Below are 15,513 nucleotides of genomic sequence, written 5' to 3'. Positions count from 1 at the left end.
CGGGATTACGATGGCTTTCTTTAATATCCTTGGTTTTTTGTTTAGTCAGATATGCAATCCACAGAGGAGTTTGATATATACATCAATTTTTAGAATGACATGCTTATAATTAACCCTGTGCGAGTTTTTAGGAGGATTAAATAAACTCTCATAATCTGGGTGATTAGTACATGCAGCACTACAATAGGTGTTTTGTAAATGAATAGACATATTCTCGGTATTGGTTTTATTTCAAACTCTACCTAATTAATATATACCCCGGTTGAACTTGAACTTGAACATCACATGATAATGAAAATGTTCGCTTAGGTTGCGATCCTTAGTCCATACATAAGCAGGAAGAGCAGATCACATCGTCTCACCTTATCATTGGATTGTTAATAAAATAAATGAACAAGTTTACATATAGCAAAAACTGAGAATGGATTTTTTAAGAAGTGAAAATTTTGAGGAGGAAGATGGTTTTTTGGCTCTATTGAAGTGGTTTATTTAATTTTTTAAGAACCTCTTCAATGTAAATTTTAGAGGTTCTTGTTATGGGTTGTCAAAAATTGAAGATGTTAGGCTCTGACATCAACTAATCGCCGTTTGTTTTTTTTATTTTACTTTGTGATATCAGTCTATCGAAGGCAGCTCGAACATCGGCATTATTTCGTGATAAATCCATTATTGATCGCTCTAGGTCATCAATTTTAAGCCACTTCTCAGACTTGATTTTTTCTTTAATGAATAATTTAATATCATCTTGAATTGAGCGGATGATTACCGTTTTTTTTGTGTTTCTTAGGTCCGGTGTTTTTTTTGCTTAACAAAGAGATTAGTTCATCAATAATCATTTTTCGTTCATCAGTTGAACTTCTTTCAATCTTCGGATGATTGATGTTATTTGATTTTTTTGATGAAGGCTCTCGTTTGAATTTTTTATTGATTGTCAGGTAACTGTTGTATTTATAAGCACCGATCCAGCAGCTTAATAAGTTATTTGATTTCACTATGAAACTTATGCTTTTATCTTGATGGTTTTTGTTAGACAATATTATTCCAAGCTCTTGACAGAGAAGTGCAGTCTTTAGTAAACCATTATAAAGGCCTTGATTTGCGAATGTCTTCTCATACATCGAAATTGACATATCAATATGCTTTTCTACATCTCTTACTTTTTGAAGAGTAATTTTATTTGCTACATTCTTGCCGTAAGGCTCAGAACCCGGAAATGCTGACGTTAGTTCATGTCCTAATAAATTTATAGCTTCAGATTTTGCATCATTCTGGTATTTATCTATTAAGAGTAAGTATTTCCTGTGTTCTATGATTAAACTTTCCTCGTTAATTGACTCGGAGACAGTTGAACCAAATCGATCAAGTAATCCATAAAAATGATCGAAGAGGGTTTGATAAAATGAAGCAGTGGCTGCAGATGAATCGATTGCTGAACCACTAGTTGCATTATCAGAAAGGTCAATTGCTCTTGCCATTATTTTTCCTTAAAAATGAGTTGCTATGCTTTCAGAAAAAAAAGTGAAAAGTGAAAGTGAAATGCAAAGTGAAAGTAGCATATTAATCAGATAATTGAACCCATACGCATTTTTTTGTTTACTGCTGTGACGTAACTTCTGGTCGTCCACATCAAACCAGAGGAGTTCAAACGAAATGTCATCATCAGTAGTAAAGATCCTGCGACTAGTTCAGGTCGTCCACAAAGTCGGCGTGAGCCGCTCAACCATCTACGACTGGCTCAACCCAAAATCGTCACGCTATGACGCGACTTTCCCAAAGCAGCGCCAGTTAGGCTTACAGGCTGTTGGCTGGATGGAGTCCGAAATAGACGACTGGCTGTTGAAGCTTGGACCCGTAAAAAAATAATCATACAACCTAAGCAGAAGCAAGCTGACATAGGTCAGCTTGCTTCTGCAGGTTATCAACACAATTTATGGAATCAATTATGTCTACAAAAAATGAATTTCCTTATCAACGTTTACCAAAGTTACTCATTAATGTGGCCTTTGAGATAGCCAGGGCAACTCAGGCTCCAATTGCACTCATCTTCGCCTCAATGTTTGGAGTAATGTCGCTGATTTGTCAACGCGTAATAAATGTGAAAAGGCCTGATAATTTGTTGGGCCCTGTATCACTCTTTATAGTCACCATCGCTGAGTCTGGAGAGCGTAAAAGTTCTGTGGACAAAATGATTATGGGACCATTATTTCATATTGATGAGAAGAATGCGGAGGCATACCGGTTGTCATATGACATTTATAAACGAGATATGGAAATTTTTGCAGTGCAGAAACAAGCGCTGATGTCCAGGCTAAAATCTGAAACTAAACTAGGGATAAATACAGATGATATTAAGGAAAGGCTTAGCGTTTTAGAACAGGCAAAACCAGTAAAGCCTATCAGGCAAAGGTTAATTGTAAACGATGCAACACCGGCTGCCTTAAAGCAGATGCTGGCAAATAAAGGGGCCTCAACCGGCTTAATGTCAGATGAGGCAGGTATGGTGTTCAGCGGCAAGGCACTAGAACAGTTGCCAATGCTAAACAAGATTTGGGATGGCAGTTCTTTCGTAGTTAACCGGGCAAATTTCCCTGAACTATCTATTAAAGACGTTAGGATGACGATGTCACTAATGGCACAGCCAGAAGTCGTCAAAAGTTTTATTCATCGTGGTAAAGGTGAAGCTCGTCATACCGGATTTCTGGCACGCTGTTTGATAGGCTATCCCGAGTCGACGCAAGGTACACGTCTTATAGGAGATGCTGAAACGTCAATTGAGCATCTACCAAATTTTCATAAAAAATTGTCTTATTTTGCTGCCATGACTACCAATGATTTACGAATCATGATGCACTTTAGCAGCGACGCCGAGCAAGCCTGGCGAGAGTTTTATAATAGAATTGAACGTTTGATTGGCGAAACTGGGTATCACTCATTGAGTGAATTCAAAGACTACGCATCTAAGATGTCGGAAAACGTTGCTCGATTGGCTGCACTGATTGAGTTTTTTCACAGCAGTAAGGAAACAATTAGTGTTAATGCTGTTGATGTAGCCATTGATATTATTGAGTGGTATGGCTATCAATATATTAAATTAGTTGGAGAAAAAGAAAATCCATTTGATGATTCTAATTTTCTTTTTCAATGGCTAATTGAATTTTGCAAAAAACACAATGCGAGTAGCATTCCTAAAAATATCATTTTGCAGTATGGACCTAGCAGAGTACGCAAGCGAGCAAAGCTTAATGCATTAATTGATATTCTTCAGGGACGAAACCTTGTTTTTATCAGTTATTATGGAAGGGCAATTATGGTTAATATTAGTGATTGGGCCAAGCAAAGGCTCAACTAATTCAATGTGATATTTCATTTTGTATTGAAATTGCCAACTCTCTATGTCACTTACGTTCTGCTTGTGGCAACGAAGTTCTGAAATAATACTTAAGGCTATCGAAAATGTCTCATATAATGAAATTAATAGTTGATCTGACTAACAACACTCTATCATGTCAGTTCACAGCTCATCGATTATTGTCTGAATATTCGATTGATGAACAGTGTGCGCTGATTACAGCCATCCTTATCGGACGTGACCATATTAAGCATAACAAATTCATTGAATATGATAAGGAAACTATTGGTTACTTCGGTCCCAGTCGCCCATTCAGTCGTTATCTTTTTACGGGGCATGCACCAAATTGGCGAATACGTCCCGAAGAGTTTGCTTCTATACTGAGTTCTAAATCTGATAATATCAATATTTACTGTGAAGCATTTATACGTTGTGCGCACAATTCTGGTTACGACTTGTACTGTTTTTAATCAATTATTTTTTCTTTATTTAAAAAGGCCGCAGTAGCGGCCTTTAATTTATGTCTGATTTGTTAGGGTTATCCAATCAAGCTTGGGCTAGGCTGACTGCTACCAAATGATCGACCATTCCCAATTTGTTTACTTGCGGTCTTAGCTAAATACATAGCACGGTAGCGAACTATTTTCATCTGTTCAGAAAAATGAGGGCTATTGCGTTCTATCCAGGTCACGGCGCAGTCGGGAAAATGAGCAAGGTGGGCGTAACACTCTACTCGGAGTTTCAGTGCACTACACCAGGCACGTTGTATTAGATTTGCCAGAGATGAATATTGATCTGGCAGAAGTTGAAGATTTCCTAAAAAACAGAACACATCCTTATTCAACATTAGCATCACGTGGTAATGACGATTACCATTCACCGGCCCGTATTCACGACACCAAATATAATGCATGGCTGTTCTGTTGTGGCAGGTGAGACCGTCATTGCGTTTTCTTTCAATTAAAGCAGAAAGGTGATATTTCAGAGAGTCAAAGAAACGTGAAATTACTAACTCATCCCGCCGTCCAGTTCTATCTAGAGGGAAATGAAGGTCTACCCTAAAGGTAGACAATCTTGCGTGTTGCGATGTTGCGGTATTTAATGTGCGCTCTACACCATTTACATAGAGAGGGTTATAATTAGGCATGATAAATGATCGCTCTTGATATTTTCTGATTGAAATTAATAATTGATACTAGTTGCTTGGTAATCAAACAGATACACCTTACAAACTTGCTTCAATACTCTCTGTATATATTACTTAATCCGGGGGTTAGTTAGGCATGAATTCCATGCTAGGCTGGTTGGATTTTAATGATTTTGCGCCGTATAAGGGGTGATTGAATTCTGGAGTTATTTTTTTGAGAATAAGAAAGGGTTTGTTTTATTCATGTGATATGTTTTCCATGTAATAAAAAACACATGAAAGATATGTTGTTTATGGAGTGTAAAATAAAAAAATTATAAATACATATTACCTTGCTGAAGTAGATAAGTGTGTGTCATTTGTACATTGCTATTTTTTAAACTCACACTCACCATAACAAGTTAATTTTCCATGGAAATTCTTATCATCTTATACGCCATTGCCTTCGCTCATAAACTACGGACACAACCTGTCCGTAATCATGCATCTGACAACAATGTTTATCGAACTGTAAGGACATCACCTTGCAGACGGGTTTGTTATCGTTTTGGCATTAACGATTCATACCTAGAGAATAATAAATGGCTGTTTATCGAGACGATCCTGACCTGCAGTTTTTAAGTCGCTGTGAGAATGATGAGCTGGATTTGTTAGTTAGCTTGATTACACATGACCCTCGTGATGGCACGCTTCGTTGGACAGAAAACCTGTCAGGGAATGCAAACTACAAACTTTACTATCCTGCCCATCGAAATTATTGGCGCGAAATAGCCGCTGAAATTCAGACCTTCGGAGCCAGCAGTATAGTCAGTGTATTCAGGGGAGGAAAAGGAGTGATGTATCGAGAGGTTTTGTGCGATGTCTGCAATCACGTAGATGTGAAACATCAAAAAGAAGATACCACTGAAGCTATTGAACTGGCACTTCTGATGGGATTGCTCGCGAAGAGTTTGGACGGAATGTCACAGGAAGAGTTGCAGGCGTTTGCCGACAGTATGGGCGCTGAGCTGACGCGGCCTACCGCGCCTTTGATTCTGATGGCAATACAGACGGCAGTCAAAGCGTCGGGTTTTGCTGCATATCGCCTTTCGGTAGTGATGTTGAGTACCTTGGCAAAAGTCGTTCTGGGACGAAGTTTACCTATGGTGGCATATCTGACTCTGACAAGATCGATCGGTATTTTGGCAGGGCCGGTCGGATGGACATTAAGTACCGGCTGGCTTATTGCGGGTATCAGTGGTCCAGCCTGGCGTGTCACCGTCCCGGCTTGTCTACTTATTGCTTGTTTGCGACAGCAGTAGTTGCATAGAACACAATAATTTTGGAACTAGAAGCTATGTCTGCGCAAAAAAAACAACACGACCGCATGGCATCAAGGCTGGCAGTCATTATAAGTCGTTTGCTGATAGGAGAACGGTTAGAAGTCAAGAAATTGGCACATGAGTTTATGATCTCGGAAAGAACACTTAGACGCGATTTCCGTGAGCGTCTGAGCTGTTTGGAACTTCAATATGTTGAAGGCGGCTACTCACTTGTGCGGTTGCAAGATGGCATCCGAACAAACAGGGATATTTTGCACTTCGCTCACGTAACCTGTACGGAGCAGTTATTTCCGGCGATGGACAGCAAACTCATTTCTATACTGATTGATAGCGCGGTGGAGTCGCCATTTATTGTTAGTTTGGCTCCGCCTGATCGCAAACCATCACTTTTTGGTGGATTTTGGCGTATTACACAAGCAATTCTTGATCGGACCTTGCTTGATCTAACGGTTGATGGGCAACAGCACCGTTGGTTTGCGCCTTACCGATTAATTTATTTCGAACATAGTTGGTATTTAGTCGGTGAGAACCGCCAGAAATTGCAAGTATTCATACTTGGCAGTATCACCGATGTCCTTATGACCAGACAGCCATTCCTGCGTCGACGACAGATAGATGAACTTACAGGAGAGCAGCATTTCATCCAATCCCTTCCACATTTCCAGTATGTTCGAAGAATAATCGAAAATATAGGAAAGTAGCTGGCTATTTAATTACGTGCGCCTTATTAATGACAAAAGCATTGGTGTTAGCTGGCTTGGAAGTTTTGATGTGAATTAGAATCCATAGTTTTCAAAAGAAATCCATAAAGCAGGTAATCACTGGTTGTTACTATCTAGGCGCTAATTGTACATTTCATTACTGATTTCAACTTAAGGATAAATATCGTGAAATATAAGGTTTTGCTCGTTCTGGCTATTCTGTTACTTTGCGCGTGCGATGATGATGAGCCAGAAATAAAAATAGAAACTTTTAACAAAGTAAATCAGTACATCAATCTTCCCTATGTCAGTGTTAGCATAAGCTCTCTTGTAGATAATATCGAAATTCAAGATGTCATTGTGAATAGGGGAAATTGCAAAATTGAGAACCAACGATTTAAAGGTTTAAATAATAGAATGAAAAAGATTCCTAAAATTATTCGCTACGGTGAAGTTGTGTCGCTTGATTTCTCCGGGCCATGCAAAGCCTCTCAGGTTGATGTTGTGACAAACAAAGGATCTTGGTCATGGAAATATGAATAAATTTTCACACGATAGTCATGAGGTATCACTCAAATTGTAAGCTCTTTATTTGTTGGCTTTTCACACAGTATATTTAAAATTTAATCTCAAGTATTAGTAATCATGAAGCAGGCTACATATAGTCTGCTTTTTTTGTTGATAAGGAATCGATATGTCATCTAATAGTAAAGATATGAATTATTCATCAGACAATTTGATTCAGTCAAATTTAGTACCAGATAAGTTTCGGCCCCATTTTTGGCAGCAGCAATTTGGTCAGATTGCGCAATGGATGACTCTTGAAACACTAACATTTAGCTGGATGAGTCGATTGTGCAAACAATATAACGGCGGTATTTGGTGTTTTTATACCCTTAGCAATGGCGGTGCCTACATCGCACCAGACAGCAATCTAAGCTGGTCAGTATATAACAAGCTAAATGGCAGCATTGCTGAGATGAGCAGCGAGGCTGTAGGTATAGCGGTTTGCTTAATGAACTGGAGCCATCATGCTTGCAGAACTGGAAGCTCAGCGATGAGCGAGCATTTTTATCGACTGCGAGAATTTGCACTGAGCCATCCTGAAAGCGCCGCCATCATGCGTATCATTGACTAAAACTGGAGATATTATGGAAAATACTGCATTGGCTTTTCCACTTACATCACAGCGCACCATAAAGCGCGCGCTGGTGTTGCTGGAAAATCATCTGCGTGAACCGGGCGTAGCCTTCACTTCGACGCCATTTTCACGCGATTGGATTCGCCTTCAGTTAGCCAGTCATGAACGTGAACTGTTTATGGTGATGTTTCTGGATAATCAGAATAGGCTGCTGGCACATGAAACGTTGTTCCACGGTACGATAAACAGCACAGTCGTATATCCTCGTGATGTGGTCAAAGCGGCTCTACGGCACAACGCTGCAGCAGTGATTCTTGCACATAATCATCCATCCGGATTTGCTCAACCCAGTGATGCAGACAGAAATATTACTGAACGACTGAAAAAGGCGCTGGCGTTGGTAGATGTTCGCCTTTTGGATCATTTAGTCGTCGGTAGTAAAGAAGTCGTGTCATTTACTGAACTCGGATGGCTTTAGCGGGAGGATGAAGTGCACAAAAATGAATGGGGGCTTAAACGTAATTTCATTCCACTCTTTAGTGCAAGGCTGGTGCAAGATGGCAACCGACTGCACTATCTGGCTGACAGAGCGGGAATCACGGGGGAGTTCAACGAAGAGCAGATTGACCGCCTTGAACAGTCATTCACGCCAATGGTTGGGATGCTAGAACATCTTTTGACAACCGGCGAACTCAACTCTAGCCAGCAGCACTGCATCACGATTTACCACAATGAGCTGACATGTGAAGCTGATACTCTCGGTTCACACGGCTACGTCTATATCGCGATTTATCCAACACCTTAGTTAAACACCATAGGAATCCCATTATGCCAACCTCAGTACAGAGGCGGGGAGCATCGTGCTGCCTGTCACCCGAAGATCACTGGCGAACACTCCTCGTACATCTGTTAGACAAGCATTTCGGATTGGAGTTAAGCGATACGCCATTTTGCAGCGAGTCAGTCATCCAGCAGCACATCGAAGCGGGTGTTACCCTAGCCGATGCCATCAACTTTCTAGTGAAAAAATATGAATTGGTGCGCGTAGATATCAGCAGCAAAGCCTATGCTGAGCCAGAAATGTTTCTTACAGCTGCGGATATCCTGAAGGCAAGTCAAGCTACCGGATTAACGCAGCGCAATCTCAGTTTAACCTAAATACCGCTTTTCAGATTTACCTTTCTGCAGTTCTTCTGTTTATCTCACAACGCATGGCGCCTCTGTCATTATCGGCAGGGGTATTTGTTATACGGAATTTTTTTATGCAAATAGAACCTGAAATGATTACTGAACATACCGAGTTGATCAACTCGACCAACTTTGAGCGCATTGTTTCCGGGCGTGACGCAGCACTGGGAAAGATTGAGCAACTGATTCACCAGCTAAGTGCCATCTCACAACTTACTGCTGAAATTGGTGGTGGTAACGCAATTGATTGGGCAATGAAGTCTGGTCATCGCTATGGTTGTTGGTTGATGGAAACACCAGAGAAAGTGATGCCAGTTATTACCCGTAATATTGATCGTAGCCTCTGGCGTGATCTAATGCTCAAATCTGGAATGCTTTCTTTGATGGATGCGCAGGCTCGTGACCAGTGGCAGAAGAATTTAGATGAGGGGGATGTGCCGGCGATTAATGAGGACAACATTCTCGCGACGTTCGAGCAATTACATAAAAGTAAGGGAGAGGTATTTGAGAGAGGTGTCATAAATCTATTTAAGAGCCTGAGCTGGAATTACAAAACCAATAGCCCAGTAAAGTTTAGTCGAAAGATTATCAAGAACAATTTGGTGAGCTTTTCGCAGTGGGGATTTCGACTTAACTGTGGGCATCGGAGAGATCAGTTGGTTGATCTCGAGCGTGTGGTTTCCCTGCTTGATGGAAAGGCATTGCCAGACAATCGTGCCGATATTTCTCAGCGACTAGATGCCCATATCCATGCGCAGAAAGAGTCCACAATCTATGAAGATGACTACTTCAGCATCCGTTATTTTCAGAAGGGTTCAGCACATATAACTTTCAAGCGCGAGGTTATTACTGAGGGGCTCAATGACGTTTTGATCAGGCACTATCCGAAAGCTCTAGCCTCATCTTAGTAGAGCGGTTGATGTGAATAAGTGTGGCTAATGTCATTTAAGTAAAGACACCCAATCGAGTTGCTATTCTCGCTACAATAGCGGAAATAGCAGGGATGTAGATGATACTGCAAGGTTAGCGGAGGAAAAAGGCTGCGAAGAGTTTCCTTACTTTCCCCTGAGAAATATTGATAGCTCAATTGCTAATCAGTGATTTCGATTCCGAACTCATCTGAAGCGGGGCGATTTGATCGCATCCAAGCCAGAGCGCCATGGCATACCAGATGGCATACTGAAAACCCTATAAAACAAAAAAGCCCAAGTTAATTAATAACTTGAGCTTAATTGTTGGCGGTGAGAGGGGGATTCGAACCCCCGATACGTTGCCGTATACACACTTTCCAGGCGTGCTCCTTCAGCCACTCGGACACCTCACCACATTTTTTTGTCAACCGCGCTGGGTCAACGGGGCGCTACTATAGGGAGATCGCTGAAAAGGGTCAAGTGCTATTTTCTCCTTTTGTTCTATTCGCTTAAGCTCTGAGCGTATTGCCGTTAGCCTGTTCACAATGGCGATTCTGTCATCAAATCATTCCCTTTCTGTCACAAAAATGTCACCGCACTGTCGCAGACTTGTCCGCGGAAACATTTGGTTATATCTATGGATAAGGATGCTTATAAATGAAACAGATACATCTCTTTACGGTTACGCTGCTGGCTTCTCTGATCGCGACTTCAGCAGTGGCAGAAGATGCACAATATTCCCGCGCCGCTACCGGCGATATCACCGAGCACGGCGGCGCACGACGTCTCACTGGCGACCAGACCGAAGCGCTGAAAGCTTCATTAAGCAATAGCACCGCGAAAAACGTGATTCTGCTGATTGGTGACGGAATGGGTGATTCGGAAATCACCGCCGCGCGTAATCAGGCGCGTGGTGCAGGCGGTTTCTTCCCCGGTCTTGATGCGTTGCCGCTCACCGGTCAATACACGCACTATTCATTAGATAAGAAAACCCACAAGCCAAATTACGTGACGGATTCCGCCGCCTCGGCCACCGCGTGGGCCACCGGCACCAAATCCTATAACGGCGCAATTGGCGTCGATGTGAACGGCAAAGATCAGGTGACGATTCTTGAGCTGGCGAAAGCCGCCGGTAAAGCCACCGGCAACGTCTCCACTGCTGAATTGCAGGACGCCACGCCAGCGGCGTTAATCGCCCACGTTACCTCGCGCAAATGCTACGGCCCGGAGAAAACCAGCGAGTTGTGTCCGGCAAACGCGCTGGAGCAGGGCGGTAAAGGATCGATTACCGAGCAGATGCTGAAAACCCGTGCGGACGTCACGTTAGGCGGCGGCGCGAAATCTTTCGGCGAAACCGCCAAAGCCGGCGAGTATCAGGGCAAAACCCTGCGCGAACAGGCCCAGGCGCTGGGCTATCAGTGGATTGATAATCTGGATGGCATGAACGCCATTCAACAGGCCGACCAGAGCAAACCGATGCTTGGCCTGTTCGCCGACGGCAATATGCCGGTGCGCTGGCAGGGACCGAAAGCCAGCTATCATGGCAACATTGATAAGCCAGTGGTGACCTGTGAAGTGAATAAAGAGCGTCCAGCTTCGGTACCGACGCTGGCGCAGATGACTAAAAAAGCTATCGATCTGTTGAGCACCAATGAAAAAGGCTTCTTCCTGCAGGTGGAAGGCGCGTCAATTGATAAGCAGGACCATGCGGCTAATCCATGCGGTCAGATTGGTGAAACAGTTGATTTGGATGAAGCGGTGCAGCAGGCGCTGGCATTTGCGCGCGAGCATGGCGACACGCTGGTGGTGGTGACCGCCGATCACGCGCACAGCAGCCAGATCGTGGAAAACGGCACCAAGGCGCCGGGCCTGACGCAGGCGGTGAATACCAAAGATGGTGCAGTGATGACCATCAGTTACGGCAATTCAGAAGAGGATTCGCAGGAACACACCGGCACGCAGGTGCGTATTGCAGCGTATGGCCCACATGCGGCCAACGTGGTGGGCTTGACCGATCAGACCGATCTGTTCTTTACCCTGAAGGATGCGATGGGGTTGAAGTAACGAGGTTATTGTTGAGAAGGTCGCCATTAATGGCGACCTTACCTTACAAGCCGCGTTGTGCCATCAAGCGTGCTAAATCCACCAAACGATTGGAGAAGCCCCATTCGTTATCATACCAGGCAAGGATCTTCACCAGATTGCCGCCAATCACCAGCGTAGAAAGCCCATCAATAATCGATGAACGGGCATCGCCCTGATAATCGCTCGATACCAGCGGCTCGTCGCTGTATCCGAGAATCCCCTTCAGCGGACCTTCTGCCGCCGCCGCTTTAAAGGCGTCGTTCACCTCTTCTGCTGTCACATCGCGTTTCAGCGTCACGGTTAAATCCACAATCGAAACCACCGGCACCGGCACGCGCAGGGAATAGCCGGTCAATCGACCATCCAGCTCCGGAATCACCCGACCGAGCGCCTTCGCCGCACCGCTTGAGTAAGGCACAATCGACAGCGCCGCCGCCCGCGCACCGCGCAGATCTTTCTCTGGCTGGTCGTGTAGCACCTGGCTGTTGGTATAAGCATGCGTGGTGTTCATTAAACCGTGCTCGATTCCAAACGCCTGATGCAGCACCGCCGCCGCTGGCGCTAAGCCGTTGGTGGTGCAGCTGCCGTTACTCACTACAAAGTGCTGCTGCGGATCGTAACGCTGATCGTTGACGCCCAACACAATCGTCAGGTCATCGTTCTTGCCCGGCGCGGAGATAATCACGCGCTTCGCACCGCCACTGGTGATGTGCACAGCGGCTTTGTCGCGTTCGGTGAAGAAGCCGGTGGCTTCAATCACGATATCCACGCCGACATCGCGCCAGCGAATATTCGCCGGATCGCGCTCGCTGAACACCCGCACCGCTTTGCCATCAATGCGCAATTCGCCTTCGCCGGCTTCCACTTCTGCCGGTAATCGGCCGAGCAGGGAATCGTGTTTTAACAGATGCGCGAGAGTTTTACTGTCGGTGAGGTCGTTGATGGCGACGATTTCAATATCGTCGCTGCCCAGCGCTGCACGAAAAACGTTACGTCCGATACGGCCAAAGCCGTTGATGCCGATCTTAGTCATGGTTGACTCCTTTTCCGAAGATGCTGGAGTCACTCTAGGCCGACGACGCCGTGGCGTAAACGCCAAAAAAGGATCACTTTACGCCAATTTTCTGCAGTGAAAGCGTTGGCGATATTCGCCCGGCGTGAGATGCAGTTGGCGCTCAAAGCTGCGGCGTAAATTGATGCTGCTGCCGAAGCCGGTATGTTGCGCGATGCGATCCAGCGTGTCGTTGCTTTGCTCCAGCTGTTCACGCGCGGCGGCGAGGCGCGCTTCGGCTACATAGCGCGCAGGCGGCGCGCCGGTTTCACGGGTGAACACGCGGGTGAAGTTGCGCGGGCTCATGGCAACGCGCTCCGCCAGCTTCTCCACCGACAGATCGTCAGCGAGGTTGGCGCGGATCCAGCGCTGCAGTTCACCGATCGGGCCGATGCCGCTTGGCGTTTGCAGATGAAAACGGCTGAACTGCATCTGTCCGCCCGGACGGCGCAGATACATCACCATATCCTGCGCGATATCGCGCGCCACGCTAAAGCCGAAATCCTCTTCCACCAGCGCCAATGTCAGGTCAAAGCCCGAGCTGACGCCGCCGGAGGTCCAGATCGGTCCGTCCTGAATAAACAGCGGGCCGCCTTCCACCTGAATGTTTGGATAACGCGACTGCAAAGTATCGAGCAAACGCCAGTGCGTGGTGGCACGACGGCCATCCAGCAAGCCGGATTCCGCTAAGAGCATCGCGCCGCCACATACCGACACCACGCGGCGCGCCTGCGGAGCCGCCAGCTTAATGAAATCGACCACCATGTTGCCTTCTTCCGCGCTGTCGCCGCGTCCGGTGATCATGATGGTGTCCCAAGCAGTGCGCGGATCGAGATCGGCCAGTTTGAGGTCGGCTAATAGATTGAGGCCCGATTGGCCGTGGATCACCTGATGTGATTGAGTGGTGGCGAGGCTGACGCGATAGCGTTGCTGATCAACGCCAACCGGAAGGTGCTGATTGGCGCGCATCAGGATGTCGGCGATACCCGCCGCTTCAAACAGCATGCCGCCGTCGGGCACAATAATCAGAAAGGTTTTCATGGCGTGAAATGGATTTATTAACGAAATAAGCCAGAGTGTCTCATGAGGCAGGGATTAACGCCATGCATACCAGGTCGCCATGAATGGCAACCCTACAAAATCGTAGGGTGCGCATTCATGCGCACCTGGTTAAATGGTCACCATAAATGGCGACCTTACGCTACGCCGATGCGCCACTGCTCGGGCGGCAACGTGCCGTTCACGGCGAAATCGCCGACGATGCGATCCTTATAGATGCGCGGATTGTGCGAAGAAAGGGTGCGCACGTTGCGCCAGAAGCGGTCAAGCGCCAGCGGTTTCAACGTGGCCGACGCGCCCAGCGCATCAAACAGCGTCGAGCTGGCGTTGAGCAACAAATCGCTCACCACATTCAGCGACTGTGACACTTCCAGTTCGGCAATCGCCACCGCGTGGTTCTCGTGCTCCTGATCGCCGCTGAAGTGGGCGTCATAGGCACGTTGCAGCGCGCTGGCGGCGTGCAGCACAATCGCGCCACTGCTGTAGGCCGCGCCACGCAGGCGTCCAACCACCTGCAAAATCTGCGCATCCTGCGCGGCACGCGGCGCATTGCCGTTGCTGTAAGTGCGTGTGCGTGAAGCCACCTGCTGCGCCACTTCGCCGCTCTGCGCGCGGCCTATGCCGGCCAGTGTCGCCAGATGAATCAGCTGATAAAACGCCGGTGAATACCTGAAATGAATCTCTTCGTTGATGTCATCGGCAGCGATCGCCACGTCAGCGAAAATTGCCGTGCCGCTGGCGGTCAGGGTTTGGCCGAAGCCGTTCCAGTCGTCGAGCACCGTCACGCCCTCGGCGGTGCGGGAAACCGTCACCGATACGCCTTTGCCGTTTTCATCGGTGATGCCGATATCAATCCAGTCGGAATAGAGCGAGCCGGTGGTGTAAAACTTGCGGCCATTAAGCCGCCAGGATTCGCCGCTGCGCGCAATGTGCGTGGAGAATTCAGACTGGCGCGCATCGCCGGTTTCGCTCCACGCGGGCCCGACGATTTCGCCGCGTCCGAGCCGCGTCAGCCACTTGTCACGAAACGGGCTGCTGCCGCTGTTCAGCACGTTTTCCACAAAGCCGAGATGACCGCGAATCGATTGCACCAGATTGGAATCCGCCTCGCCGAGCTCAATCAGCAGTGCGAAAAGCTCAGGCAGCGTCGCGCCCAAGCCGCCATGGCTTTCCGGCACGCGCAGTGCGGTGAAACCGCCTTGTTTCAGCCACGCATTTTGCTCCAGCGGCAGTTGACGCTGCAGCTCACGCTCAATCGCGCCCGCGCGTATTTTCTGGAGCACCGGACGGAAACGCTCCGCCAGCTGTTCATAACGGGATGACGGGCCAGCTCCCCAACCTGATTCGATGTGCGACATGACGTTTCCCTCCAGCGTAGAAATTTTCATTACTATGTCATCGCCATCGGGCGCAAATTAATGCTTTTTCTGCGTAAGCTATTTCACCAAATAACTAATCGCTGCTTATTTCACTATATGGAACAAATAATTCAATTCTGCATATTCACTGCCACTATTGTTATTTGCCGCGTTTTATATCTGTGCTCTATTCAAACGCTA

The 15,513-nt window shown here is 46.4% G+C and carries 16 protein-coding genes, 1 tRNA gene and 1 pseudogene; 11 read left to right on the top strand and 7 right to left on the bottom strand.

The annotated features are described in order from the left end of the window. Window positions 1–246: 246 nt before the first annotated feature. Together FHW71_RS24110 and FHW71_RS02060 are read right to left on the bottom strand one after the other, a co-directional pair. Window positions 247–333: pseudogene (locus FHW71_RS24110) on the bottom strand (hypothetical protein); the annotation flags it as partial. Window positions 334–740: 407 nt separating this feature from the next. Then, window positions 741–1,475 (bottom strand): hypothetical protein, encoded by a 735-nt coding sequence (locus tag FHW71_RS02060; protein WP_179450425.1) that lies wholly within the window; start codon window positions 1,473–1,475, stop codon window positions 741–743. 175 nt (window positions 1,476–1,650) lie between these two features. Here FHW71_RS02060 and FHW71_RS02055 point away from each other — a divergent pair, with 175 nt between their 5' ends. Then, entirely contained in the window at window positions 1,651–1,863 is a 213-nt protein-coding gene (locus FHW71_RS02055; RefSeq protein WP_179450427.1) for an AlpA family phage regulatory protein, read from the top strand. A gap of 79 nt (window positions 1,864–1,942) precedes the next feature. Continuing rightward, window positions 1,943–3,349 carry a YfjI family protein gene (locus FHW71_RS02050; RefSeq protein ID WP_179450429.1) on the top strand — a complete coding sequence of 469 codons (1,407 nt, stop codon included), beginning with the start codon at window positions 1,943–1,945 and terminating at the stop codon, window positions 3,347–3,349. 538 nt (window positions 3,350–3,887) lie between these two features. Here FHW71_RS02050 and FHW71_RS02045 read toward each other — a convergent pair. Further along, a complete protein-coding gene (locus FHW71_RS02045) occupies window positions 3,888–4,496 on the bottom strand; it encodes an inovirus Gp2 family protein (RefSeq protein WP_179450431.1) in 609 nt (202 codons plus the stop codon). Window positions 4,497–5,077: 581 nt separating this feature from the next. Here FHW71_RS02045 and FHW71_RS02040 point away from each other — a divergent pair. The 8 genes from FHW71_RS02040 to FHW71_RS02005 all read left to right on the top strand — a co-directional run bounded on the left by FHW71_RS02040 (window position 5,078) and on the right by FHW71_RS02005 (window position 9,756). Next, window positions 5,078–5,797: a DUF3944 domain-containing protein gene (locus tag FHW71_RS02040; protein ID WP_179450432.1), complete on the top strand. Its 720-nt coding sequence runs from the start codon at window positions 5,078–5,080 to the stop codon at window positions 5,795–5,797. A gap of 35 nt (window positions 5,798–5,832) precedes the next feature. Continuing rightward, window positions 5,833–6,519 (top strand): WYL domain-containing protein, encoded by a 687-nt coding sequence (locus tag FHW71_RS02035; protein WP_179450433.1) that lies wholly within the window; start codon window positions 5,833–5,835, stop codon window positions 6,517–6,519. Window positions 6,520–6,705: 186 nt separating this feature from the next. Next, window positions 6,706–7,062 (top strand): hypothetical protein, encoded by a 357-nt coding sequence (locus tag FHW71_RS02030; RefSeq protein ID WP_179450434.1) that lies wholly within the window; start codon window positions 6,706–6,708, stop codon window positions 7,060–7,062. A 151-nt stretch (window positions 7,063–7,213) separates the two neighbouring features. Then, complete coding sequence (locus FHW71_RS02025; RefSeq protein ID WP_218889026.1) at window positions 7,214–7,657, top strand: antirestriction protein; 444 nt, start codon at window positions 7,214–7,216, stop codon at window positions 7,655–7,657. Between the two features lie 13 nt (window positions 7,658–7,670). After that, complete coding sequence (gene radC, locus FHW71_RS02020) at window positions 7,671–8,138, top strand: DNA repair protein RadC (protein WP_179450435.1); 468 nt, start codon at window positions 7,671–7,673, stop codon at window positions 8,136–8,138. A gap of 12 nt (window positions 8,139–8,150) precedes the next feature. Continuing rightward, window positions 8,151–8,465: a type IV toxin-antitoxin system YeeU family antitoxin gene (locus FHW71_RS02015; protein ID WP_179450436.1), complete on the top strand. Its 315-nt coding sequence runs from the start codon at window positions 8,151–8,153 to the stop codon at window positions 8,463–8,465. Between the two features lie 23 nt (window positions 8,466–8,488). Then, a complete protein-coding gene (locus tag FHW71_RS02010; RefSeq protein WP_179450437.1) occupies window positions 8,489–8,818 on the top strand; it encodes a TA system toxin CbtA family protein in 330 nt (109 codons plus the stop codon). A 104-nt stretch (window positions 8,819–8,922) separates the two neighbouring features. Further along, window positions 8,923–9,756: a DUF4942 domain-containing protein gene (locus tag FHW71_RS02005; protein ID WP_179450439.1), complete on the top strand. Its 834-nt coding sequence runs from the start codon at window positions 8,923–8,925 to the stop codon at window positions 9,754–9,756. A gap of 328 nt (window positions 9,757–10,084) precedes the next feature. On the opposite strand, the gene FHW71_RS02000 is transcribed toward FHW71_RS02005, so the two are convergent. Further along, window positions 10,085–10,172 (bottom strand) — tRNA-Ser (locus FHW71_RS02000). A 244-nt stretch (window positions 10,173–10,416) separates the two neighbouring features. Between FHW71_RS02000 and phoA the strand changes: the two genes are divergently transcribed. Beyond that, window positions 10,417–11,823 (top strand): alkaline phosphatase, encoded by a 1,407-nt coding sequence (gene phoA / locus FHW71_RS01995; protein WP_179450441.1) that lies wholly within the window; start codon window positions 10,417–10,419, stop codon window positions 11,821–11,823. Window positions 11,824–11,866: 43 nt separating this feature from the next. On the opposite strand, the gene gap is transcribed toward phoA, so the two are convergent. The 3 genes from gap to FHW71_RS01980 form a co-directional block, all read right to left on the bottom strand. Then, window positions 11,867–12,877, bottom strand: a complete 1,011-nt coding sequence (gap, locus tag FHW71_RS01990; protein ID WP_179450443.1) for a type I glyceraldehyde-3-phosphate dehydrogenase — start codon at window positions 12,875–12,877, stop codon at window positions 11,867–11,869. A 78-nt stretch (window positions 12,878–12,955) separates the two neighbouring features. Next, complete coding sequence (locus tag FHW71_RS01985; protein WP_179450445.1) at window positions 12,956–13,936, bottom strand: helix-turn-helix domain-containing protein; 981 nt, start codon at window positions 13,934–13,936, stop codon at window positions 12,956–12,958. Between the two features lie 155 nt (window positions 13,937–14,091). Then, window positions 14,092–15,312 (bottom strand): acyl-CoA dehydrogenase family protein, encoded by a 1,221-nt coding sequence (locus tag FHW71_RS01980; protein WP_179450447.1) that lies wholly within the window; start codon window positions 15,310–15,312, stop codon window positions 14,092–14,094. Between the last annotated feature and the right edge of the window lie 201 nt (window positions 15,313–15,513).

Origin of the sequence: Enterobacter sp. Sphag1F, assembly GCF_014193275.1 — a bacterium.
Taxonomy (GTDB): domain Bacteria; phylum Pseudomonadota; class Gammaproteobacteria; order Enterobacterales; family Enterobacteriaceae; genus Pantoea; species Pantoea symbiotica.
Note: the sequence above shows the minus strand (reverse complement) of the source record. Positions and strands in the feature narration are given on the sequence as shown.